Origin of the sequence: Bacillus cereus group sp. MYBKT111-2, from assembly GCF_051915205.1 — a bacterium.
Taxonomy (GTDB): domain Bacteria; phylum Bacillota; class Bacilli; order Bacillales; family Bacillaceae_G; genus Bacillus_A; species Bacillus_A paranthracis.
The window spans coordinates 51986-76434 of record NZ_JBQAEG010000014.1; the positions used below are offsets into that span (position 1 = coordinate 51986).

A 24449-nucleotide genomic window follows, 5' to 3' on the forward strand; every position below is an offset into this window, starting at 1 on the left:
TTACCCTGCTTGGCTATACTGCGTTTCCCAACCGGACAATACTTGTATTGCTTTAGATGCTAACTGTGAGCTTAAGTCACTTAAATTTTCAACATTAATATTACCTTTTAAAGTATCTTCAACTGTTTGTTTATCCGTTTGTGTTAGTGTTGCTACATGTGCTATCTTTGCGTGTATCATTTTCATTTGTTTCTCTGATGCTTTACCATTACCGCTTCCTTGCGGTTTACTTGGAGTTTGTCCGTTATTACCTTTAGGTTTAGCTTTGTCCTTACCATAAGTAGCGCCGTTACCATCGTCATCTTCACCTGTGTTCAAGCTAAGGAACGCCGCTAGTGAATAGCGTCTTGCGTATGTGATACAACTTCCTACTGCTTGCGGATCGTTCTTCACTGGCTTCATTGTTAGTTCGTCGCTTTCTAACCACTCGCCACTCTCATGTAAGAGAAGTGTTTTTAACGTTACGTTTTGCCCGTCACCACTTGGTATTTGCATAATGCTTAATCTGTGTTTAGAAAGGATTGGTCTAATTTCATCTATAATTGTGTCTAGTGTTGCGTAATTGTTTTTAAAGAAAGGATTATCTGCATCTTTAGCAATTTTGTTAACCTCTGAATTGAATTGCACTAATGCTTTAGCTAACTCTGTGATAGTTTCGCTCTTATTCATCGGATTCTCACGCCTTCACTCTGACGTAATGTAATACCATCCCACTTCATCCCATCTTTAACCGCTGCAAGTAATAACTTCTTATCAACCTTAGGTGGCTGAGGAATCATGTATTCTGGTGGTACAACCGCATCCTCTGCGATATCTAAACTTGCTGGGTTCTTTTGAATGCCGACTGTTACGATTGTTCCTTTGATACGTTTTAAATCCGTTGCTGTCATTTGTTGGTACAAGTAATCTTTTAAGCTCTTGCAATTGTTTTCGATTGCCTTTCTGCGTTCTGCTAGACGCTTTTCTTCTAACTTGATAGCATCTACATCAGCTTCAAGGTTGCGAATCACTAACGCTGTGTTTTGCACTTTATCCTGAATGCTTTCTTCAATCGCTTGTAATGTATCTTCTAACGCCGATGGATCTACGCCATCCTCAATCATCATTTGTAACTCTCTATAGTTAGAAGTAAGTTCATATAATTTCATTTTCTTATCCTCCTAGAACGGCATAGCGCCATGCGGTTTATTTGTTAAAACTGTAATTACATAGTCGATATCTAGCTTCCTTATGCTGTCTTGTTCTTTTTCGGACATTTGTTTTAAAGTTTCGATTGCACGTTCTTTTTGCTTGTCTAAAACATCTTTCATTTCCACATTCCTCCTTATTTACTTAGAAGAAACGACCATGTTATAATAGAGGTACATAATAATTTAGTCGTTTCACGGACCAGTCGATTAGGCGTAATCGGCTGGTTTTCTTTTGTTTTGGTGCTTTCACGCATCGAAATATCCAGGAACCTTTCAATAAGGTGGGGGACCGATATTAGATTACTGAATATTCCAACAAACAAAGACTTGTCTTATCCTTATAGGATTTCTCTCCTTTTTGTCGAATTACTTAGACTGAAGGAGGTGTTTTTTTGAAAACAATTGGTTTAAACGCTAACGAATTAACAGCTTTAGGGCTGCTCTCATATGGAAAACATCGCACCAATATGGTAGAAGATGTTTTAAATGAAAATTTCCCTGAAGAGCTACAAGTAGTATTAAGTACTATGTCAAAGGCAGAACAAGTTAAATTTCTTGAGCATCAATCAATTTTTCAAGCTGTTGCTGAGATGATTGAGTTGAATAATAAAGAGATTCAGCAGCAACTAAAATCCTTGGATTTAGTTCAGAAGTAGCTAAATACTTCTTTGCTACTTCATTGAAAGCTTTCACAATCAGTAATTCATTCTTTAAAAACTGAGCCTCTGTTGCAGCAGGGGCTATTCCTTTATTTTTCGTCATAATTATTACTCCTCTCTATTTAGCTAGGGTGATATATTTCTTATGTGCTTCCTCAACCTTATCTGCGCTGTTATGTATCCCTCTAGCTCTTAAATTCTTTATGATCCACAAGAGTTTCTTTTGCTCGTATTCATCCCGCTGCTGTCTATTCATCAATTTTCATCCTTCATAATCCGTTTCTGTATGCGTTCCATAAGATATCCCAATCCTAGAAAAGCGAGCAATACAACTAATACCATAAAATGTGAGAATGAACTTTCTTCCATTATCTAAACCGCCTCCTGTTCTTGTTCTCTCTTCAGTCGGTCTATGATGTAGGCTTGTCCTTTTGGTGTTACGTATGTTGTTGTCCATGTGAACGGTTCTCCATTCGGTTTCTGTTTAACACCTTGTGCGATTTCGAAGTATCCTTTTTCAACCGCCGGCTGTGTTGGTTCAGTGGATCTCTTGAACATTAAGTTCCATTCTCTAATTTTTGCAAATAACTGGCCCAATCTTAATATTGTGTTTAGCTGCCAATTTAGCAACTTCACTTACTTTCAGAGATTCATTTGATTGCATACACGCTTCAGCGAATGTTACTAGCGGTTGCTGCTGTACGATTTGTTGCTGTGCTGCTGCAAGCTTTTCTTTCTCTTCTTTTAATTTAGTGAGAAGACCAATCGCAAAGTCTGGGTTAGTTACTGCTTGTTCTAGGACTTGGTCTGTCATGTATGCTCCGTGTTTTCTAATAGAAGGAAGTACTTCACTTGTTACCCACTTTTTAAATGCTTTTGCTTGTGGTTTGCGTGATCGTAAGATTGCTGAGTACAACCCTGACTCATTGATAACAGTTAATTTTTGAACCCCTTGAACGGTCTGTATATTGTGCAGACCCTTTTCATCTTCGTCTAATGTTCTCGTCATAGCACTTGCTTCACTGAATTCTAAAATGTCAGACACATCTTTTGCTACGAACCAAACATCTTCCCCCTGCTTCACTGTTCGAACCTGACCGAACTCCTCATTATTGAACACTTGTAATTGGTTCATTTTTTGTCCTCCCTCTAGTTCACGAAAAGTGAACACTTAGTTAAAAATAATAGTTAACGTTTCGTTAACCTTCTACTAACTCATCAACCGTTACTCCATATAATTTAGACAGTAATCCTAACCTATATAAACTCGGTTATCTTTTTCCTGACTCAAGTTGTGAATACGAAGATTTTGTTGAATATCCAAGAAAATCCCCCACATATGCCTGACTATAACCACATTTCTTACGTAACGCCTTGGCTTTTTCTATATTTAATTTCATGTTTATCACCTTTGTTCGTTTCGTTAATTTGATTATAACAACAAGTTCACGTTTTGTGAACAATTAAATTAATTTTTTTCCAGAAACATTTAATATGTTGTCTTTGAGTGAACTTTTCTGTTACATTTTAATTAGATGTTGACTAAAAAATAAATTCTCGGTATAGCTTGATCGTTACAAAAAGGAGAGAATACAAATGAACCATCAATTAATTAGCAAAAGGGTTAAAGAAATTAGAACGGAAATACTCAAAATGAGTCAATCCGAATTCATTAACGCACTTGGCCTAAAAAGTAAATCGGCAGTTTCTATGTGGGAAAATGAAGAAATTGAAAAATGCCCCTCCAGAAAAACATCTTTAGATATAGCTAAACTTGCAAATGTATCTGTATCTTATGTCTTAGGCGAATCTGATCAAAAAGATTCAGAGATGGCCGCGAAAGATGAATTAGAAGTTCTCATGTCACAAATAAGAACAAAAAATCCAGAAAAACAAAAAGAACTTTTAGAAATAATACGAAACCTCGTTAAAATATCAGGCGATTGATAGTTTTAAATGCTACCAATCGCTTCTTTTATTTTCAATAATATTTCATATGATGTTGAGTCCCCTGTGTTCGCTGCACGCACAATACCGCTTAACTCTGTTTTAATTTCTGTCTCTATGCATTCAACTTGTACTTCTTCCATCCCAACATCCTCCAGTATTCTCATGTTAGTTTGCGAATTAAATCACAATGATTCTATAAAACCTTATTTTGAAAAATACAGAACTTTCCCCAGAAAGCACAAAAACGAACGTACGTTCTTTTAACTCTTTATTATTTTTCTATTAATATATTATTCTAAATTGATAACGCTAAAACCCCAACCAATGATGATACTTGGATTTGGAATTAATAGATAAAATAAGACATTTACTGACATTCAAAGAGCTTATAAGGAGATTAATGTATGTCAGCAAGGTCGTTTTGCTAAGTAAGTTGCATTGTACGTGAAAATGATGCAAAAACAAAAAAGATATACTGTGATTTGATGTTAGAAAAAATCAGTCCTAAATTTAAATAAACATAATAAGGAAGCCTATTAGCTTCCTTATTATGTTTATTATTTTTAATTCATACTATTACAGTTCATTCAAATTCATAATAGGATTTTCCAAGGGTAATGTATTAATTTATTTCAAATACATTCTAGTAGTAAATTTTCATAAAAAAAACTTTAACGAACTAACAAATTATTTTTTTGTTCCACGTAATTTTACTTTTAATTCGTCTAAAATCGTGTTAACTCGTCTATAATTTGAGCTTTGGGATGCCGTAATTAAACTCTCAATTCTTGTATTTTTAAAATTCAACTGATCCAATGAATGACTATCAACTACCCTAGTCCATCTTTCCTGCATTCTGCTATTAGAATACATTAACTTATCCATCATTGTTTCATCTGCTGGGAATACCATATTAAAATAATGCTCCCATTGTTCCTTTGATAAAGTTTCAAGAATTTTATCTAAGAACGTTTGCGCACGATCAGAAACACCATAGCTATTCCCTATCTTACAAGCTAATGTTGCAGATACAACAGCACCAATTGCCGGTTTTGGTATTGTTGTTCCCATTGACATTAATGATTTTGCAGCTGCAGGTTCGTTATAAAAATTATCAAAACCATAATGAACATCTAGTAAGTTTTTGGCAACAGTAATAAATGATCTTGAACGTAAATCCTCTGGAACATAATCAAATCCTTGCACTTTTAAAAGCAACGATTTAAAAGCAGACACGAGTTTTTGATCCCCTTCATTAATTGCCTCAGCATAAGAGAATCCTAATGGATAACGATCATCTGATAGAAGGTCTTCCCAAACAGCTGGAACTATAGTACTCACATTAGCAAATACATTCTCTTGCTCTCCACTTTTAGTTCTTTTTATAAGATTTAATAAGGTGCGTACTGTTGTTCTTTTATAAAAATAAGGCGCCAACTTTAATGTTTCAATAACTGAGTCTTCTGCGGGAATTTTTTCTGTTTTTAATCTATTCCTAAATGATGAATATTCTATTATAAACCCATCTTCTTCAAAACCTAATACATATTGAACACATATGCCCACATTATTTAAAGTATCTAAGGGATTAATTGTGTCTCCTTCAGGTGCTTCTCTTGATGAGTAATGCTGTATTAATTCAATTACGTGCATAAATCTCATTTTAGCGGTTTCATTTATAATTCCTAAATCAGCCGCCAACCTTACAGTTTCTATCTCAGAAAGTGAATCTAAGGTGTCCTCATCGGTCCTACCTAACATCTCGAGAACAAAATCACTTCCAAAAGACATCACTCTATCTCGTAGTATATTAAAGGTTCTTGTCCAGGTATATTCAATAGCCATATCGTACAATTCATTATCGAAGGCTTTTACTATGGTATGTACCTCACGTGGGTATAATCTTTTGTTATATTCGACTACCTTATTTATTTGCATCAAGTCACTTCTTGGGATAGGGAGTCCTTGATTCGCTCCCCATACAACTGGAAGGCTATGTTCTGTCATGGTAATCACACATCCTTTTATACATAATTTCTCCATCTTGAGACTGGAAATAAACACCTATAATTTTGGGGTCTCCGGTCTCAAGCAATGAATAGAAAGCTCTTTTTCTTGCTCCGCCAGAAATCAACCTTGCCGGTCTCTCTTCTATCTGTTTGTTAATAAATACATTAAATCCACGCACATTCCCTTTATTATCAATAACCGTTATACCATCCATATTTAACATTTCTATGAATAGTCCTGAAAGTGCATAGTATCTTTCCCCTAAATAAATATCTCTAGTTTCATTAATTGCAAATAAGGCGGATTCAGATAGGTTGATTGGCTCATCAAGCCAAATCCCATCCGATAAAGAGTCATTTGGAAAACAATAATCATCATTTACCACCATGCATATAGTTCCATGAACTCTATCTTGAGGTAATCTAAGTAACTTCTTAAATACATCACTCAATTTTTCACGTGTTTCTTGATCATCGATTTTAGCTACAATATCTCCCGCCATTGATTCTATTATAGTGGGATAATCTTGCTGACATTCACTAACTAATCTAAAATCAATTATTAATTTTTCCTGTTTGACCCCTTGTATGTCTATTTCATACTTACTAGCTACAGAAATTTCTACTATTGAAACTCCCTCTTCATTAAGATTATTAGAATATAGTGTCTCAGTTAGAGTCAAACCCTTAGGGCCACTAAATGAACGGATTATCCCATATTCAATTTCATCATCCTGAAAATCCACATAAACATACCATCCTAAATTACAAAAAGGCATAATAGCCTTTATCATCTTATCAAAGTCTTCACCATTACTTCTTCCCATTCCTCTTTTAACTTTGAAATGATAAGGAACCGTTTTTAAAACTTTTTCTATATTCTTTGTAAGTATTAATTTAGGTCTAATTTTGATTTCTTCTTCTTCATAATTACAAACTTTAGAAAGAAAACGCAAAAGAGAACCTAAAAACTCCTTATCTATATGAATATTTTCATCACCTATGAACTGAGAAATTCTTTCGAAAACATCAGAAAAATAAATACGCGTAGACAAAATATTCCCCCTTCCTACAATTATTCACAAAAAATATTATACCTTAATTATTTATTTTTAAGTATCTATAGTCCAATTAAAATAAATTATTATCTAGGTCTTTTTTTACAGTAATACATATGAAATTAAATCACCTGATTATAAAATAAAAAAACGCTCAAATGAGCGTCCCCTCTATATATCTAATAATTGTTTTTTCTTCGCTTGGAACTCTTCTTCAATAATAAAATACCTTGATCTAACAACACCTTTACACTTAAGAATTTCATCAGCACCACTAACCGTAGCTACTATATGTGATTGGTCTTTATTTAGCTAATATGTTCCCTATGTGGTCTTTAATTTCCCCAGCCATTTTCTGTTCCTTTTTCACAAGCATTACTGTATTCTCATCTTTGGTAGCCACGAATACTCCCCATAAATATAACCCCCTTTAACCTAATTGCTTTTCTAAGCGATTTGATTTTGCTCCCCTTTCCCTAAAATTAGATTGTACTATTTGTAATACCAAGGGATTATATTCAGTACCTCTAGGGTCAACTTCAACAATATTAATAACAATTTTTTCCGCAACAACCAACAGCTTTTCTGTATGATTTTTAAAATCTTTAGATAATAGCTTTTTAACTTTCTTTAACGTGCGTTTATTCAATTTTTTATCATTAAACTCAAAATCATTTTTCATAATTGTAAGAGCAACTTCACATGAATAAGTTTCAGATAATAAAAGCCATAAAGCAAACAATACTCTATACTTTAAAAATTCTATTTGTTTAGTTTTAATCCCTAACTTCCTTGATACACTCTCTAATTCTTCCATGAATTCGAAACAAAGTTTGATTTCAAGCATAGGATCTCTTTGCCCACTTACATCGTCATATATATCTCTTTTTTTTACCATTTCATATGAAGCTATTAAACTAGGTGTAGCATACTTAAGATTCTTTGCAAATAAATCTATAATCTCTTCAAAAATCTGATTCTCATTTATATTCTCTTTCATATCCTTTTTACTAAATGCTGTCTTCACATCAAAAAATAATAATACTTTAAAGAGAATTGGGGAATAAAAATTTTGATAACATTCTATTAAATATGCATTTTTTTCTCTTTTTCTTGTAAAGTAATGCGCAACAACTTGAGCAAGCGATGCCGCTGTAAATGTTGCAACCACAGCGAATACCCACTGATAATCTTTTAAAAAGCTTTGCCACCAATCCATATATATTCATCCCCAAAAATTTATTTAAGTGATCCTTACTAACATTTTTCTATTAAGTCGATTTCTATTATATCTTAAATCCTCATTCCAGCTTAAAATATTCGGGAAAAATCTATGACACGTTTGCAGATTTATTTCAAAAGGGATAATTAGTTTGGATGGGAGTCCAACACATATTATTAAAATTAAGATGGTTAAAGTCGGTGGAAGGCACCTTAGGGTGTCGTTTTTTCATATAAAAAACATGTCATATATAGATAATACTTAATAATAGTAGAATCAAAAATTAAAAAAGTTCACAACAAAAACATTAATTTATAATGCTCACATTTTACATAGCAACCAATTTTAGTTATATATTATAATATATAACTAAGAAGAAAGAGGTGCAAAATGACTATAAATTATGATGAAAAGAAAATAACTGATATTTTTTGGGAAGGGGATCGACTTTTAACAAAGGGAATATATGAACCGGCTATCGAAAAATTTTCACAGGTGATTGAGTTGGCCAAAAATACTTCTTACCCCTATTTATCCGGTGCTTATACTAATTTGGCAAAGGCAACTTTTGAATCCAGTAATTCAGATGAATTAGATCAAAAGAAAATAGAAGAAGCACTTGAGTATATACAGAAAGCGTTGCAAATTAAACCATCCAATCAAGCCGCAAAATATTGGGCTGTTTCGCTACTGATATTCCAAAAAGATTTTTCAGGTGCAATAGAATACTTTTTTGAATTAACTAATCAGGCATTTATTCAACAATCTATTTTTTTTCTTGAAATGATGCAGCAGCCTGCGATAAAAGGAGAAGATTCAATAAAAAAAGCTGCTCCTGCTATTGAAAAACTATACCAAAAATACAAAAAGAAAAATCATATTTTTGGTAACATAATGGCATATACTTATCAGGCACAGGGTGAAATTCAAAAGGCTTATCAAACATATCAGGAACTACTTCATAATTACTCGGATAATCCTTTGGTTTATTTACAGATTTGTATTAATTTCACCCTATTTTGTTGTGACCCCTTAAAAAGCCCGAAAGAAGCTAAAAGGATTGCAACTGAAGGAATAACTATATATAAGAATCAACGAGCCTCCTTTCAAAATCAAAACGAGCATTTATATGAATTTCTTACATCTAACCTAGGAATTTCTTACATAGGCTTGCATGAGTATAAAGAAGCTGTTGAACTTTTAGAACCTATGGTTGCGAAAAACCCAATAAATACAAACATTCATAATCTTGCCTATGCATTTTATAGGTTAGGAGATTATGATTCAGCACTAAAGTATTGTGAAAGAGCTCTATACATCTCTACTGATGAGGTGGGGCTGTTTGTTAAGGCGGAGATTTTATATTCAAAACAAATGTATGAAGAAGCGCTGATTCTCTATAAAAAAGCTATGGCATTTATTGATGATGGGAATAATCATCTTGAATTTGTTGATGGTGACAGCCAAAGAATTTTCTCATTTTCTTTAAATCAAGATGAAGAAAAAAGTAAGATATACGTTGGAATAATTCATTGTTATATTGCATTAAAAGATTACTTATCTGCTAAAGCTTTTATTCAATTAGGGCTAAAAAAATGGCCATATGAAGATGAGTTAATTAAAATGGATAAAAATGTGGATATGCTTATGGAACATCGTTTGATTGAAAGAGATATACAGAGCAAAATGCAAACACTTTTAAAAGATGTAGAAAAGCTAAAAGACATACATAAAAATGAAATAGCTGAGGTACGAGAGTGGGCTCTAAAGCTATTAAAATTACAGAGCCGCTGCACAAAAGATGACGAAATTATTCTAGAAAGCGAAGAAGATTGGAGAGTTATTTTAAAGCAAATGCATGAGATTGCATTGACTATGAAAGAAAATAAAGGGAATGTGGATATAGACTATAACCAAGTTAAAGAGAATTTCCAAAAAGAGTTTCCTAAATTGAATCCTGATAGTCTAGAATTCCTTTCTACTGGGGAATATCTATATCAAATTCATCAGGAAGGTGAAATTGACTTTGCTCCCGTAATGGTTGAATTTTCAAAAGTTATCGAAACTGAGCTCAATCAACTCTTAAAGAAACATAAAGTAATCAAGAAAAATCAAAGTTTAACTTTAGGACAAATCAAGCATTATCTTCAAAAAGCGAAAATAAAGACTCTACCGAACATCAATGAATTCCTCGAACAATTAATTATGTATCGGAATGGTAGTGCGCATACTGGTAAATCCACTAAAGAAAAAGTTAAATTTATTAGGAATATGATTTTGAATGATGGTTGGTTAAAATTAATTTTAAAGTAGGAGGAAGGCACCTTAGGGTGTCTTTTCTTTATGAATATCATAAGTAATTTGTCGATAAATACTTACTTTACTTTCATATCAAGGTTTATTATAATATTCTTAAATATACTAGTTACTTATAAACGTTGATTTGACAGCATTTATTAAGTAACTTTATTATTTTTACTAATTACTTAACGGAGGGGTTATTATGAACGTTTATTTAATGAAGACTTTTAGAGAATGGGCAGAACGATTTATTAATGACGAGAAACCATTTGTAGCATTAGATGAAAATGGAATTGACCTTGATTATGGGAAGTTAAGTGACACTAAAAAAACGCAATTATTTAAAACATTAGATGAACAAGCAGAGAAAAAACGTCGCTGGGGATTAATACGAACATTCTTTGATCGTTTTCACCATGATGTTGCATTAGGCGATATCATAGTTGTTGGAACTGGCCAAACAACTAAATTTAATGTGTATGCGATTGTCAGAATAACTAGCGATGCGTACTATGTAGATTCTCCAGATAGTTGGGATTCCCGCCATCGTCGTGATGTAGAAATATTATGGAGTGGAGAACCATTTTCAGTAGAAGAATGGGGATGGGCACGAAGATTAGAAGTGTTAGATTCAACAGATCGTTTGAAAGAATTTATTGAAGTATATACAAAATTGAAATAGATATCACAGGGCACCTTAGGGTGTCTTTTTTTATTTTCACCCGACAAAATATGACAATATACAAATAGCTTGTTTGCTACCATGAGGTGAGAAATCTTACATTTTAAAAGGGGATATTATATGGCTACTCCAAAATACACTAAAATTGATGAGCGCTTTGGCGTTATTGAATACCCAGTTACACTAAACGAAATGGTTGAAATATCTAAAGAACTACCAAAAACTGAGCGTAAATATTATCAATATGCTTTTGATGCTTTAAAGAAAGTTATGAAAGCTAAAGAGAATATTCACTACTTTGAAGTTGCTGATCCAAAGCTAACAAAAACAGGATTTATCGTAGTCGGGGAACATAACTTGTATCTGGTAATGATGAAAGGCGGCTTATTTGGTGGCGCTGAAGCTGAAGTAGTGAAGTATAAAGATATTAAAGAGGTTGATTTTGATATTATCGAGGGGATGTTTGGTATCTCTCTTATGAATACAGGGATTATTTATCTCGAAATAAAGAAACTGTTTGGAACAAAGAAGCGTACAATTCGCAATATTCCTGATTACAATGTTGATGGTGTACTAAAAGCTATTCGTAACAAATTAAAGTAACTAATACATACTGGAGGTAACAAGATGAAACGCAAAATACTTACTGCATTAGCGTGTAGCGCTTTACTTATGGGAATGGCTGCGTGTAGCTCAACTGATAAGACTGCAACTGAATCGAAACCTAAACAAGAAGAAAAGAAACCTGAACCAGTTACTACAACATCGTTAATTAATGAGTTCAAAAAAGCTGGGATAGAAGCTGAAAATGCTACAGATCTACCGAAAAAGGAATTCGGAAACATGCGTAAAGACGGAAAACGAATCCTTACTCCGGCATTAGGTGAGGATAAAGGTGGCCGTGTATTTGAATTTAGTAAGAAAGAAGATTTAGAGAAGGCTAAGAAGTACTATGATGAACTAGGAAACTCAGCTCCAATGCTTTTCTCACATACATATGCGAAGGGGAATTTCCTTTTACAGATGAATGGCGATATGAAAGATGATGAGTTTAATAAATATAAAGAGGTTATGGATAAGGTCGTGAAGTAAGTAGCGGCACTCTAAGGGGTGCTTTTATTATTTTAATTTTGGAGGTTATCATGAGATATTCAAAACGTGAATTAGATGGTCTTCCTACACCCGATGAAATTGTAGTAGAAGATTTATCAAGTTGTATCCAATTATTCTCCAATGGAGAATTTACAAATAATTATTTTAGAGGTGAACCCACTAATTATCACAATACAATTTCTTCAGGTTTAAGAGATGTAGCGTCTAATATAGGGTTTGACGCACAAATAGAACCACATACAGAAGTTCCATTCCTTAGTATGAAAAAAGAATTCAAGAGAGAAGTTTGGCATAAGTTATCTTCCGACGAACGAATGCATTTTTCAGCTTTCTCACAGCACCATGGGATTCCGACAAACCTTATTGATATAACTAGTTCCCCATTAGTAGCATTATATTTTGCTTGTCAAAGTTTTAAAAACGTACAGGATGGTAATAATCAATTTGATGAGGACAAAGGATTTGTATACTCATTTGAAGATAAATTCGTTGATATTACAGATATTTTAGCTAAGTTTGAAGATGAAAACATTTTAGAAGTATTTGCTTATGATCAAAACGGTATATTTATGGACATATATAATTTATTCTTAAAATATGAATTAAAGTATCCTTTCGCATTTTACAATTATTTTAACAACTTAATACAAGAACATCACGAATATTTCAGCAACTACTTTGATTATACTATCCCTCCAACTCTTGAACCATATGCTAATGGAGCGTATAAATTACATATATGGGATTACATTTACAATCTTATAGAGAGCGAACGGAAATTAAAGGGGTATTATCGACAAATAGAAGATGTTTCCCCAGCCGTTTTTTTATACACCGCTTACCTTCAATCATTTCTAAATAATATACTGAATTTTACCACGACAATTTGGTGGTTTAATCTTATAATGCCTGATTTCAAATATGCACCTATATTAACTTTTGAACGTGGACGTAACCAACAAGGGTTATTTATATATCAAACATACTTAAATTACATTGAAGAAACATATGATACTCCAATTGCAACACTTCAAAGAGTTTGGCCTAATAAAATAATTGTAATTAACAACAAAGAAAAAATACTTAGAGAACTTGATTTTATGGGGATTAACGAAAAATTTATTTATGGTGGTTATGATCATATCGCTTCTTACATAAGAAACAAATTTCAATAAAATATAGATCTGATCCCTATTTCTCAATGCGTGAAATAACTTAACATGGTAAAATAATATTTGGATGGGAGTCCAATACATATTATTAAAATTAAAGTGGTTCAAGTCGGCGGAAGGCACCTTTGGGTATCTTTTTTCGGTAATTACATTAATCATTTGTAATGTATTCAAAGAGTTTATGAGAGGCTTGATGGACGTTAACAAGGGCGATTCGCTAAACAATTAGCGTTGTATGTCAAAATGTTACGAGATAACAGTGACATACTGTGATTTGATTTCATCATGAAAGAAATCATTTCCATTTTCTATAGGTGAAGTTTTATATTAATTTACCATTCCTACCAAAGAGAGCTGCAGCTTTCTTTTTTCATTACTTTATAATCTATTTTAATAAGATTATAAAATAGAAGGGGTACCGCCAGCATTTCGGAAAAAAACCACGCTAAGAGAATATATATAAGAAAAGAGCCAGAATTTACCCCGCTAAGAGTAAATCGGCTCTTTAATATATAAAGGATGCACAGAAAAACCTAGAGGGGTTCAGCCGAGATACTTGTAGAAATGGGTCATAATCATACATTATTTTACAAATACATCTTATCTTGAAGGTATATGGATTATATAAAGTTAAAAATATAGTGTTAAACCCAAAAAAACACCATAACAGTGTTCACGGTGTTTTCCATATTAAAAATAAGACTATTATTTAAGTACTCTGAAACTGATTCATATTGTAGAAATATCCATTTTAAGATAATGATACGCTTCAAAATCTTCATTAAATATATCTGTAACTAATTTTATAGCCTCCGTATCATAAAAGCTCTGATATGTCGGCAGCCGAGGGAAAGATGGATCTGTAATGTCAGCTTCAGCGTAGTTTCCCTTATGAATCATCTTAGGCGCCTGATGATGCCATGATCTCGTTAATGTGTCTAGTGGGATAGTCTGTAAGTTATATTTGTTTTCTATTTTTGAGATTTCATTAGAGAAATTCTCTAAATATATATAATTGGTTACAAACTCTTCTTCTCCTTGAATATATTGTTGTGAATAGTGTGGATTAAGATAGTCAGAATCTGCCCCATTCGCGTGAAGATAATGTAAAAAATGTTTAAATGATTTTTTCTTTTTGCATGTACTGTCGTTATAAATAAACTTTCTAATAGGTTCCCACTCTGGATTTTCTATACCTGGTGGAGCAATAAGGGGTCACCATACCCAAAAAAGAAAATTGTACATTTAGACAAAATTTAGACACATTTAAACTGATTCCTGTACGTTAAGGAACCGATTACTTAGTTTACTACTTTTTTTAAAGAATCAAATAGTGAAAATTTCGTGGAAATTTGCTTAACGTAAGTTTTATATCAACTATTACGTTGGAGTACAGCCAAGGTACGTGTATTATCTACTATGAAAATCAGGAATATTTAAAGTATTCTAAGAAGAAGAATTGAGTGATAAGCTACGTTAACTACTTGATATCTTAACTAAGTAAATTATGTATTTAATGTATTCAAGGTAGTGCAATGAGAAGGTATCGAATAACCTTGCTTGGATAAACCGTGTCTCTTAAGAGCTCCTTAAGGCGCGTCCGTTACCTTGAGGGCAACGAACGGTTGTAGACTTCGATGTTGCAAGGATCGTTGTCAAACAAATTGTTTACATGTATTCAATGTAAAACTCTTATTAAATTAAGGTTTTTACTCCTAAGTATAGATAACATGTATATCTCGTCTGTATCCCTTTTTGACTTGCTCTTGATTGACCAAATAAGTCAAAATACCTTTCTAAATTTCCCTCTGATATTCCCCCTATTTTATCTTATTCAAACTTGCATTCCAATAACCCATTTCTCATACGCCTGTTTCTAAAATAATAATTTAAATTGGGACCTCTGAGAGATCCCAATTAATTAAAAAGTAATGTCTCCTCTTGTTACATCATTTACAATTTTTATACTAATCCCTCTAACATCTCGAAGACTTCTAAATTATTTTTTTGGTAGTTCAGGGAATAAATAATGTAATATACAGATGGTCAAACGTCTGGATTTGCCTTTATACGGATATATATGCATATACATCGATGGATTAAAGTTTGCCTCAATAATTCCATAAGCATTTTTATTAGCTGCAGGAACTTCTGTATTTTCAATAATCAAATCAATACCACTAATATTTGCTCCAAGTGCCGACACAGCATCTACGGCAATTTTCTTATAATCATCGGGAATTTGATCTGTCATATCAATTGAGTCTCCACCTGTACTGACATTAGAATTTTCTCGCAGAAAAACAATTTCATCACTTGTTGGAATAGAATCTTTTCGATACCCTTGAGCTTTAAGCATTAGGACCTCTAATTCACCTAATTGTATATTTTCTAAAGGTGTTCTATGGTCCATTCCTCTTAATGAATTCAGGTTCTTTTGAGCGACTAACTCTTCAATCGTATGTGAACCGTCTCCTATAACATTGGCAGGAATTCGTAATAAAACGGCAGAAACTTTGCCATCTAGCACAAAAAATCGATATTCTGTTCCATTAATAAATTCTTCTATTAATACTGATGAGTCCTCTTTAAATGCTATTGTGAGTGCTTTTTGATAGTCTTCGAAACTTGCTCCGTCTTCTTTAAAGATAGATATTCCTAAACCATAATTTGTTGTTTTTGGTTTAACGACAAAAGGCTTTCCTGCAAATATATCATAGGAACGTAAAGCTTTTTCTATATCACTAAATTCCTCACCTATTGGTACACGAAATCCATGCTGTTGAAGAATTTTCTTTGTTACTGTTTTATTTTCCATAATTAATGGTGATACATAACTATCTTTACTTGTCATATTCCCATTTTTCACATATTCAACATGATTTCCTAGCTGTAGTTTTAAAAATTGATCTTGTCGATCTAAAACGTCTACTTGTATTCCTTGTTGAATAGCATCAAACATTAAAATTTGTGTAGACAACTCCATGTCAGTAAATCCTGATAGTTGATATGGTTTATCCCATGCTTTTTTATAATTTTCTTTAGCAATACGGGAAGCTACCTGACTTTGACTACTTTTTATAATCTCTTTATAAAGTCTTCCAGCTAAAGTCTTACTTGGATCTGTTAGCATTTCTCTCAAGTTAACAAATAAGGTATTCGAAACAGTTATGTCTAACAGCCCTGTTAAATGTTCCATCTCATCAATAATACGCTCAGCATCTGTTTTAAATTGCGTATGTTCTAACGGATGTTCAAGAGCCACTAAATTATTTTGAAAATCACCGATTTTTACCCATTCATCATTATTATCGTCTTGATCAATCCAGAGTAAATAGATGAGGAAAAGATGTAGAAATTCTGCTTGTTCATGGCTAATTCCATATGTTTCAAAAGGATTTAAATCTAGGTTTCTTAATTCAATATAACGAATCCCATGATTTTTTAAATCTGAAACTTGAGGACCGCCCCTTAAACGGACAGATGCATAAAATTCTTTTTCTTCTAATAAAACCCCTTTACTTACCAGCGAAGAAAGATCAGATATATAGTTCTGTAAACTACTATAGGATACTTGAACATCATTTTCATTACTATAACCATATTTACTATTTCTAATGCTTCTTACGGCGTCATTTAAAGGATTTATTTCAAAGAAATTCTTTTCACTACTAGGAGAAGCACCGAAGAAATAAGTTATTAACCATCGATAGTGTAAATAATTCCTTGTGACTTTCAGATAAATTTCTGTTTTAAATTGATGATAATCTTTTATTTCTGATTGTAATTCAAATAATGCCTGAATCAAATTATCGCTAAATTCAAAATTGTAATGAATACCACTAATCATTTGTTTTCGTCGACCATAAGAATTAGATAAATATCGACGATATAAAACATTTTCATGATTATTAAGTTTCGCAATAACAATATCTTCTTCTTTTTCGGGCAACTGTGGTGGCATGCTTAATGGCCAAAGCATTTCGTTATTTCCCATAGAACGATAGGCAACATCATGGATAGCTGCTAAATAATTAAATAAATCTCCTAGTGTCTCAGTAACTGGTGTGATTAATTCCATTTGTGTTTCAGAGAAATCTCGCTGAATATAAGGATGTTCATCTCTTACTGAAATACTTTTGGGATGTTCCGTTTTAGCTAAACTTCCTGATAGGTCAACTCGTTGACTTTCTTTTTCAACTCCAAAACGTGCTTTTAATAAATATGGTTTAATACGGTCATTGTTTAACATTTTTTTCATTTCCATACAAACTGTACCTCCCATCAACTCAAATATTTGATATAGAAATAGCTAAAATTATAACCATTATTTTTTTGAATTTAGCATTTGGATATTAATGGCCAAAGCATTTTATTCTTATCCACGGAAAGAGAAGGGATTTCACGAATAGCTGCTAAGTAATTAATCATGTCTTCTAATGTTTTAGTATTAGGCTGAATATATGATCTTGTATCTCTTATCGAAACCGGTTTAGACGTTTCAGTTGAACTTTCAAATAAGTCAACTTGTCGATTTTCCTTTTCAATCTCATAACGAGATTTTAATAAGGATGGTTTAACACGGTAATTAAATAACATTTTTTTAATCCACATGAACTCTTCCTCCCAATTTATTTGTTTTTACAAACTATATAATATGACAAAATATAACAATCAAAAGTACCCACATCTCTACATGCGGATACTTTTGTTACTATATTTTGCTGTAAACTTAAATACTTCATATGACATTGGAAGTGGGTATTGTTGTAAATAAAAATCATCTTAAATACTTCATATGGAAAGAGAAATGCTCATTTAAGAAAGTGGAAATAAAGAAGTAGCTATGATCATAGCCCTCCATTTTTTTATAAGTTACCATTTGACTATTTTTTTGAGCGTTCTCTAAGAAAATATGCTCTTCCAATTGTTTTGGATAAAACTCGTCTTGACTACCTTGCATAATAAGAATAGGTGGAATATTATCTTCTTTAATTAAGTCTGAAGCATCCCATTGTTTCCAAGAATCTTTGTCTTCACCTAAATAAGAGGTGAAAGCATTTATTCCCCATGGAACTTGACTAGGGGTTAAGATTGGAGAAAAAGCAGAAATCGCTTTGAATCTCTTAGCATTTTTCAAACCAATCGCTAAAGCCCCATGTCCTCCCATTGAATGTCCCATTATGCTTTCTTCACCTGAAAAATTAGGTACTATAGTCGAAGCAATGGATGTTAATTCATCTACTATATATGAATACATTTTATAATGCTGTGCCCAAGGATCCTGGGTAGCATTTAAATAAAAACCTGCCCCTTGTCCAAGATCCCATGCTGCAACATCAGAAACGTATTCTCCACGTGGTGAAGTATCTGGCATAATCACTGCAACTTGATGTTTTTCAGCCAAACGTTGAAATCCACTTTTTTGACTAAAATTATCATCTGTACAAGTTAAACCAGATAACCACCATATAAGTGGAATTTTTTTCTTTTCTTTATTTGATGGTAAGTAGATACTAAATTTCATATCACATTGCAAGACTTCGGAATAATGGCTATACTTACGTTGCTCTCCTTCGAAAGAACGATGTTGTTCAATACATTTAAGACTCATTATCTCACTCTCCGTAAGTTAAAATCGTACGAATGGATTCACCTTTGTGTAATAAGTCAAATGCCGCATTGATGTCTTTAAATTCTAAATGATGAGTAATAAATGAATCTAAATCAATATCACCATGCATATAATCTTCGACCATTTCTGGAAGTTCAGATCTTCCTTTAACTCCACCAAAGGCTGATCCACGCCATACTCGGCCCGTTACTAATTGGAATGGACGAGTATGGATTTCTTTACCAGCACCAGCTACTCCGATAATAATACTTTCGCCCCAACCTTTATGACATGCTTCAAGAGCGGATTTCATTACTTCAACATTACCAATACATTCGAAGCTATAATCCACGCCACCATCTGTCATTTCGACTATAACTTCTTGAATTGGGCGATCATAATCTGCAGGATTCACAAAATCAGTCGCTCCCATTTTTTTAGCGAGTTCCCATTTTTGGGGATTCAGGTCAACTGCAATAATTCGGCTTGCTTTTGCTTGAACCAATCCTTGAATAGCTGCTAATCCAATCGCTCCTAAACCAAATACAGCTGTTACAGCTCCTTCTTCAACTTTTGCAGTGTTGTGTACAGCACCAATACCTGTAGTCACACCACATCCTAATAAAGCAACTTTATCTAACGGAGCGTTTTCATCGATTTTCGCTAAGTTAATCTCATTAACAACTGTATATTCACTGAATGTACTAGTTCCCATGTAATGATAAAGGGGCTCTCCATTATAAGAGAAGCGAGTTGTTCCATCAGGCATTAAACCTTTACCTTGTGTTTCTCGTACAGCACTACATAGGTTTGTTTTACCAGAACGACAGAATTTACATTCTCCACATTCAGGTGTATATAGTGGAATAACATGATCCCCAGGTTTTACTGAAGTAACTTCATCACCTACTGAAACGACAACACCAGCACCTTCATGGCCTAATACAGCAGGAAATACTCCTTCTGGGTCGTCACCTGATAATGTAAAAGCATCTGTATGACAGACAGAAGTATATAGTATTTTTACTAATACCTCTTTTGCTTTTGGCTCTTCTACATCGATTTCTACGATTTGAAGTGGCTCCCCTGGCTTAAATGCAACAGCAGCTCTACTTTTCAATTGAATCCCTACTTTCTTTTTTTATTGTTTACACCACTAAGATTACACTTTATAATTTTAATTACAATACTGACAAATTTGTCACTATAAACATTTTTTTCGCGAGAGGAAGGTCAAAAATTATGGTTATTCATTATAAGGACAAGGAATTTTTCACTGGAAAAGATTTAGCTTTATCTGTGATAGGAGGGCGTTGGAAAATAGCAATTATATGGTGTTTGTTACAACGTTCGCCATTAAGATTAAGTGAAATACAAAAAAAGCTGCCTGAAGTTAATCAACGTATGTTGATTAGACAATTAAGAGAATTAGAAGACGATAAAATAATTACTCGATGTGTATACCCCGTAGTGCCTCCTAAGGTTGAGTATGAACTTAGTGAAATTGGTCATCAACTAGAGAATGTTGTAACAGCCATCTGTGATTGGGGAGATGACTTTAGTGATTTTGTAGAAAAAGATTCGGACGAACTTAGTTGAAGAAACAAGTAAATATCGATTCATTAAAAATAGTGCGTAATTGTATGACTTAATCCATAAATTTGCATACAAAAAACCGATAACTTTGCATCGAATGCTGTAAAGTCATACGTAACGACTAGTTAAGATAATTAACGAAAATATACGCTAAGTAAATTTCGACATAAAATGAGCCGAATTTCCTACTCTAAGGAATATTCGGCCCATATGCTTTATTTAGGTTGTAATTTGTTCTCTTCATATTCTTTTAGTATTTTATAAAAAGTATTTTTCTTAAGTCCTAATAGTTCCATAAATATAACGCTCGTTATCTCTCTTTTTTTCCACTGTTCATAAGTTTCTTCAATTATAATTAGTTGCTTTTGACTTAATACTGAAAGGGTAAATGGAGGACGCCCTAAATGCTTACCTTGGGATTTAGCAACTGCAATCCCTTCTGCTTGTCGCTGATGGATTTTTTTACGCTCTTGATCTGCAACATAGGAAAGTAAAGATAAAAACTGATCTTCCATTAATCGACCCATATCACCCATCTCTCGAAATTTACGACTATCAAACAGTGTTTCATTTTCTAAAACAACAATATCAGCTTGTAATTCTCTTGTTATGTACTTCCATTCTGAAATTACCTCATCATAATTGCGGCCCATACGATCTAAAGCATCTATGTAAACAATATCACCTGTACTCAATATTTTTCGTAATAATTGATATTGAGGACGATCAAAATGTCGCCCACTTGCTTTATCGACAAAAATGCGCCGAGCCTCCACCCCACGTTCCATCATCTTATGTAATTGACGTTGTTCATTTTGATCTTTTGTACTTACGCGTATATATCCATAAATATTCGCCACGTTTGGTATTCTCCTTACATTTGTTACCTTAATTATACCATTTTCGTTTATAAAGGTATTCATTGAAAATAAACGTTTATAAAAATATTTCCATCACCTTTATAAACTTGATAATTCAATGTTTCATAGATGTTCTTTGGCTGTTTGTAAAGGTATACCTTTTTAAACGGTTAAAAAATCTCAACCTAATAAAGTAATTTTTTTAGACTATCTTTATGTTTTCGCATTCACCAATAATAAGTATTCTGTAGATTTTATCAATACCTAAATACCTCTAAAAAATATATATTTTAGTAAATGATGCTTATTGGAAAAGGGGCTAATGAACATGAAGATAAAAAAGAGGCAATTGGTAGCAACTATATATCCAGGTCAGTTATTTAGTACTGCAACTTTACCCGAAGGCACGAGTTTTTTGAAATGGGAATTAGCAGGTAGCGGTGATTTAGATGATATTCTTTTTGACGTAATGGAAGATAAATTCTGGGACATAGATGACCTTATTTTTAGTGATGTTTTACACGAAAATCGAACTGAAGTAGTACAAAATAAAGAACTCTACATTGATAATGTTCGGAATGCTACATCATTAGTTGGAATAAACATATATGCTTTAATTTATGAATAAAGACGCCGCAATATTTCTCAATACCCATTTTTTTCTACAAATTGTATATTTTAGTTAGGTTGCTGTAGTAACCTAACTAAAATATACAATTATTATGAAATGGGGAATGGAAATGGAAACAAAAGCGACAGTAGAGATTGCAAGAGTAATATCAGGTAAAGAGCCACAACCAGGACAGAAAAATCGTTCAAGTGGCAACTTTAGTACTGAGAATCTTCCTGCAGGAACAAAATATTTGAAATGGGAGGTTATAGGAGGCGGAGATCCGGACTTTATTAGCTTTAATGTAATGGAAGATAAGTCCGCGGCAATCGGACAAGTGTTATATCAAAAAGATCTCTTTATATTGCCAACCCTAAGAATGCTACCTCTGAATTTACTGTAATCGTATCTGCCATGGTTCAATAAGTAAAATCAAAAAAGAGACTACGAAATATTTTTTTAGTCTCTTTTTTATCTGTTACTTCGTAGTTCTTTCTATTTAACTTGTTTAGAAAGAATAAGATTTTTTGATACTTGTGGGAATAAAGTTTCTTATGTAGACGGACACGGGAACCTATTACATAAAGAATACTCCTGTGCTTTTCTCAATATAAGTGTATCTTATGATTGATTAAGAAAATTCAAATTTATGTTACGCCTGTATGAGGAAAGTTTTTTGATTTAATAGGGAAAAATACTATAGGGAGGAATAAAACATGTCTTGGAAAAAGAAATTAGGTGTGGGAGTGGTTTCAGCCGCTCTTGGTTTATCTTTAATCGGTGGGGGGACATATGCTTATTTTAGTGATCAGGTTGTGACAAATAACGCATTAGCCGCGGGGACATTAGATCTTGCTATGCAGCCTACCACTTCTCTCAATTTAAATAATTTAAAACCTGGGGATAAAATTTTAAAAAAATTTAATGTAAAAAATAGTGGTACGTTAGATATTAAAGATGTTCTAATGAAGGTAGATTATACCGTGAACGATTTGAAACTAGATAATCAGGAAGATGATTTTGGTAAACATATTAAAGTACAATTTCTTTGGGATTGGGATCCAGCAAAAAGTCCTATATACGAAACAACTCTTGCAGAATTAAAATCACAAAATCCGGAAGTCGCGTCTCATAAAGTATTCCTTTCAAAATGGGCAGAGACGGGTGGATTAAAGGCAGGTAAGATGGATTGGTTCTGGATAAAGTTTATATTTGAAGATAATAAAATGGACCAGAATATGTTCCAGGGAGATAGTCTTGCGATAAAAATGGAATTCCAAGCGAATCAAACAGAAGGACAAGAAAGATAATATTGCAAGACCCACATCTGGAAAATCTAACACTTCTAAGATTTAACATTTTAGAAGTGTTACTTTCATATTTCAAATTGGGGCAAGACTTGTGAAAAAAGAGTAAACTGTAATCTTACTAATTTTTTATCTGTTAAAAAAATTTTGCAGCAGAACCCAGCACGTTATCTTGGTTCTCATTTTCTTTTACCTTAGGCTTTGTCTCATATAGATTGTTTAATACACGATTATACTCGTTCCTTGTAATTTCTTTATTATATAATTGAATTAATAAATCTTTATGTTCTTTTGAAAAGGCCATTTTATCAAAAAACTTAGGATACATAGTACCATTCTCTCCGCTTCATGTTGGGTTTTATATGATAAATCAGAAGTAGAAAAACCCATATCTATATAGAATAGAGATGGGTTTTTCAGTTACTGTTTTAGACGTCGTTGTATAGTATAAATATTGGCTGAGTCTTAAATTATAACATAAAAGTTATACTCCTAGTTATTTTTCTAAAGGTATCAGGTAACTACAAATGTGCGAAAGTCCCGTCCGTGGGCTTTAGAATCGAATCGTGGAGATTGCATGTTTATATACAAGCTGTTGCTTCCCCTCATATTCTATTAAAATAGAAAAAATATCATATCCTCTTATTATTCCTTTTATATGTAGTCCTTTTAACAGAATTAACATGATATTCTTCCTCTTTTGAAACGCTTCTTGTAATAAGTATTCCTGTGAAAATAGCATGTTCTTACTTCTATCCTTTTGAAATGATTGTAATTTCGTTTTCAATGAGTTCTCCCCCTATTCTCCTCATACAGTCGCTCTGTATGGTTCTAGTTCAGCTAACTGTTATTTTGCGCCGTTTGGAATTAGCGTTAGCCTTCCCCCTACTAGTTTTACATTCTTTGAAGTATTTCTCCTGTGGTAGGACAAGCGCCATGAGCTGTATATTTTTGTAGAATAATCGCATCTTTTTCTACAAAGATCTCTAGCGCATCCACTGTATCCACCTATGAATTTTTTCTTGTTTCTTTTGGTATTACAATTCGTCCTAAATTATCTACTTTTCGTTATTTTAAAACTATATACTAGGGGTCCCGTCAGGAAA

Annotated in this window: 25 protein-coding genes and 4 pseudogenes; 11 read left to right on the forward strand and 18 right to left on the reverse strand. The window is 33.0% G+C overall.

Annotated features, from left to right (window positions below; genetic code table 11):
• The 3 genes from ACTFNE_RS25810 to ACTFNE_RS25820 are packed head-to-tail and all read right to left on the reverse strand — an operon-like array spanning window position 1 to window position 1310.
• A complete protein-coding gene (locus ACTFNE_RS25810; RefSeq protein WP_439998521.1) occupies window positions 1–669 on the reverse strand; it encodes an ERF family protein in 669 nt (222 codons plus the stop codon).
• Window positions 666–1148, reverse strand: a complete 483-nt coding sequence (locus tag ACTFNE_RS25815) for a siphovirus Gp157 family protein (RefSeq protein WP_439998523.1) — start codon at window positions 1146–1148, stop codon at window positions 666–668. The genes ACTFNE_RS25810 and ACTFNE_RS25815 overlap by 4 nt, the downstream gene beginning before the upstream one ends.
• A gap of 12 nt (window positions 1149–1160) precedes the next feature.
• Complete coding sequence (locus ACTFNE_RS25820) at window positions 1161–1310, reverse strand: hypothetical protein (protein ID WP_439998525.1); 150 nt, start codon at window positions 1308–1310, stop codon at window positions 1161–1163.
• A 272-nt stretch (window positions 1311–1582) separates the two neighbouring features.
• Here ACTFNE_RS25820 and ACTFNE_RS25825 point away from each other — a divergent pair, with 272 nt between their 5' ends.
• On the forward strand, window positions 1583–1846 hold the full coding sequence (locus tag ACTFNE_RS25825; protein WP_439998527.1) for a hypothetical protein: 264 nt from the start codon (window positions 1583–1585) through the stop codon (window positions 1844–1846).
• 375 nt (window positions 1847–2221) lie between these two features.
• Here the strand turns inward: ACTFNE_RS25825 and ACTFNE_RS25830 are convergent.
• Window positions 2222–2984 (reverse strand): annotated as a pseudogene (locus ACTFNE_RS25830) (BRO family protein).
• Window positions 2985–3120: 136 nt separating this feature from the next.
• Entirely contained in the window at window positions 3121–3249 is a 129-nt protein-coding gene (locus ACTFNE_RS25835; RefSeq protein ID WP_439998529.1) for a helix-turn-helix domain-containing protein, read from the reverse strand.
• A 196-nt stretch (window positions 3250–3445) separates the two neighbouring features.
• Between ACTFNE_RS25835 and ACTFNE_RS25840 the strand changes: the two genes are divergently transcribed.
• Window positions 3446–3796: a helix-turn-helix domain-containing protein gene (locus ACTFNE_RS25840; RefSeq protein WP_439998530.1), complete on the forward strand. Its 351-nt coding sequence runs from the start codon at window positions 3446–3448 to the stop codon at window positions 3794–3796.
• Window positions 3797–3801: 5 nt separating this feature from the next.
• On the opposite strand, the gene ACTFNE_RS25845 is transcribed toward ACTFNE_RS25840, so the two are convergent.
• From ACTFNE_RS25845 to ACTFNE_RS25860, 4 genes are all read right to left on the reverse strand, one after another.
• Entirely contained in the window at window positions 3802–3939 is a 138-nt protein-coding gene (locus ACTFNE_RS25845; RefSeq protein WP_439998532.1) for a hypothetical protein, read from the reverse strand.
• A 547-nt stretch (window positions 3940–4486) separates the two neighbouring features.
• The gene (locus tag ACTFNE_RS25850) at window positions 4487–5806 is read right to left on the reverse strand and encodes a hypothetical protein (protein ID WP_439998534.1); all 1320 of its coding nucleotides are present in this window, start codon (window positions 5804–5806) and stop codon (window positions 4487–4489) included.
• Window positions 5793–6863 (reverse strand): hypothetical protein, encoded by a 1071-nt coding sequence (locus ACTFNE_RS25855; RefSeq protein WP_439998536.1) that lies wholly within the window; start codon window positions 6861–6863, stop codon window positions 5793–5795. Before ACTFNE_RS25855 ends, ACTFNE_RS25850 begins: the two co-directional genes overlap by 14 nt.
• A 433-nt stretch (window positions 6864–7296) precedes the next feature.
• A complete protein-coding gene (locus ACTFNE_RS25860) occupies window positions 7297–8085 on the reverse strand; it encodes a hypothetical protein (RefSeq protein WP_439998538.1) in 789 nt (262 codons plus the stop codon).
• A gap of 393 nt (window positions 8086–8478) precedes the next feature.
• Here ACTFNE_RS25860 and ACTFNE_RS25865 point away from each other — a divergent pair, with 393 nt between their 5' ends.
• The 5 genes from ACTFNE_RS25865 to ACTFNE_RS25885 all read left to right on the forward strand — a co-directional run bounded on the left by ACTFNE_RS25865 (window position 8479) and on the right by ACTFNE_RS25885 (window position 13359).
• Complete coding sequence (locus tag ACTFNE_RS25865) at window positions 8479–10401, forward strand: tetratricopeptide repeat protein (protein ID WP_439998540.1); 1923 nt, start codon at window positions 8479–8481, stop codon at window positions 10399–10401.
• Between the two features lie 190 nt (window positions 10402–10591).
• Complete coding sequence (locus ACTFNE_RS25870; RefSeq protein ID WP_317738830.1) at window positions 10592–11071, forward strand: hypothetical protein; 480 nt, start codon at window positions 10592–10594, stop codon at window positions 11069–11071.
• Between the two features lie 120 nt (window positions 11072–11191).
• Window positions 11192–11674 (forward strand): PH domain-containing protein, encoded by a 483-nt coding sequence (locus ACTFNE_RS25875; protein WP_439998542.1) that lies wholly within the window; start codon window positions 11192–11194, stop codon window positions 11672–11674.
• A gap of 24 nt (window positions 11675–11698) precedes the next feature.
• The gene (locus ACTFNE_RS25880; protein ID WP_439998543.1) at window positions 11699–12163 is read left to right on the forward strand and encodes a stress protein; all 465 of its coding nucleotides are present in this window, start codon (window positions 11699–11701) and stop codon (window positions 12161–12163) included.
• 50 nt (window positions 12164–12213) lie between these two features.
• Complete coding sequence (locus ACTFNE_RS25885) at window positions 12214–13359, forward strand: FRG domain-containing protein (RefSeq protein ID WP_439998544.1); 1146 nt, start codon at window positions 12214–12216, stop codon at window positions 13357–13359.
• Window positions 13360–14085: 726 nt separating this feature from the next.
• Here ACTFNE_RS25885 and ACTFNE_RS25890 read toward each other — a convergent pair.
• From ACTFNE_RS25890 to ACTFNE_RS25910, 5 genes and pseudogenes are all read right to left on the reverse strand, one after another.
• Window positions 14086–14568, reverse strand: a pseudogene (locus ACTFNE_RS25890) (sulfotransferase family 2 domain-containing protein); the annotation flags it as partial.
• Between the two features lie 787 nt (window positions 14569–15355).
• Window positions 15356–17623, reverse strand: a complete 2268-nt coding sequence (gene gshAB / locus ACTFNE_RS25895) for a bifunctional glutamate--cysteine ligase GshA/glutathione synthetase GshB (protein WP_439998545.1) — start codon at window positions 17621–17623, stop codon at window positions 15356–15358.
• Window positions 17624–17697: 74 nt separating this feature from the next.
• Entirely contained in the window at window positions 17698–17970 is a 273-nt protein-coding gene (locus ACTFNE_RS25900; protein ID WP_000264855.1) for a hypothetical protein, read from the reverse strand.
• A 166-nt stretch (window positions 17971–18136) separates the two neighbouring features.
• Window positions 18137–18970: an S-formylglutathione hydrolase gene (fghA, locus tag ACTFNE_RS25905; protein WP_000053340.1), complete on the reverse strand. Its 834-nt coding sequence runs from the start codon at window positions 18968–18970 to the stop codon at window positions 18137–18139.
• A 4-nt stretch (window positions 18971–18974) separates the two neighbouring features.
• Window positions 18975–20090 (reverse strand): S-(hydroxymethyl)glutathione dehydrogenase/class III alcohol dehydrogenase, encoded by a 1116-nt coding sequence (locus ACTFNE_RS25910; RefSeq protein WP_000842153.1) that lies wholly within the window; start codon window positions 20088–20090, stop codon window positions 18975–18977.
• Window positions 20091–20212: 122 nt separating this feature from the next.
• On the opposite strand from ACTFNE_RS25910, the gene ACTFNE_RS25915 reads away from it, so the two are divergent.
• The gene (locus ACTFNE_RS25915; RefSeq protein ID WP_000234699.1) at window positions 20213–20569 is read left to right on the forward strand and encodes a winged helix-turn-helix transcriptional regulator; all 357 of its coding nucleotides are present in this window, start codon (window positions 20213–20215) and stop codon (window positions 20567–20569) included.
• A gap of 212 nt (window positions 20570–20781) precedes the next feature.
• Here the strand turns inward: ACTFNE_RS25915 and ACTFNE_RS25920 are convergent, their stop codons facing one another.
• Complete coding sequence (locus ACTFNE_RS25920; protein ID WP_001284330.1) at window positions 20782–21426, reverse strand: recombinase family protein; 645 nt, start codon at window positions 21424–21426, stop codon at window positions 20782–20784.
• Window positions 21427–21754: 328 nt separating this feature from the next.
• On the opposite strand from ACTFNE_RS25920, the gene ACTFNE_RS25925 reads away from it, so the two are divergent.
• The 3 genes and pseudogenes from ACTFNE_RS25925 (at window position 21755) to ACTFNE_RS25935 (ending at window position 23346) form a co-directional block, all read left to right on the forward strand.
• Window positions 21755–22054, forward strand: a complete 300-nt coding sequence (locus tag ACTFNE_RS25925; RefSeq protein ID WP_000694314.1) for a hypothetical protein — start codon at window positions 21755–21757, stop codon at window positions 22052–22054.
• Window positions 22055–22166: 112 nt separating this feature from the next.
• Window positions 22167–22462: pseudogene (locus ACTFNE_RS25930) on the forward strand (DeoR family transcriptional regulator).
• 290 nt (window positions 22463–22752) lie between these two features.
• Window positions 22753–23346, forward strand: a complete 594-nt coding sequence (locus ACTFNE_RS25935; RefSeq protein ID WP_000118547.1) for a TasA family protein — start codon at window positions 22753–22755, stop codon at window positions 23344–23346.
• A 133-nt stretch (window positions 23347–23479) separates the two neighbouring features.
• Here ACTFNE_RS25935 and ACTFNE_RS25940 read toward each other — a convergent pair whose 3' ends face one another.
• The 3 genes and pseudogenes from ACTFNE_RS25940 to ACTFNE_RS25950 form a co-directional block, all read right to left on the reverse strand.
• Entirely contained in the window at window positions 23480–23671 is a 192-nt protein-coding gene (locus ACTFNE_RS25940; RefSeq protein ID WP_000283264.1) for a hypothetical protein, read from the reverse strand.
• A 225-nt stretch (window positions 23672–23896) separates the two neighbouring features.
• Complete coding sequence (gene hfq, locus ACTFNE_RS25945) at window positions 23897–24130, reverse strand: RNA chaperone Hfq (RefSeq protein ID WP_000850601.1); 234 nt, start codon at window positions 24128–24130, stop codon at window positions 23897–23899.
• 60 nt (window positions 24131–24190) lie between these two features.
• Window positions 24191–24387: pseudogene (locus tag ACTFNE_RS25950) on the reverse strand (AbrB family transcriptional regulator).
• Window positions 24388–24449: the final 62 nt, after the last annotated feature.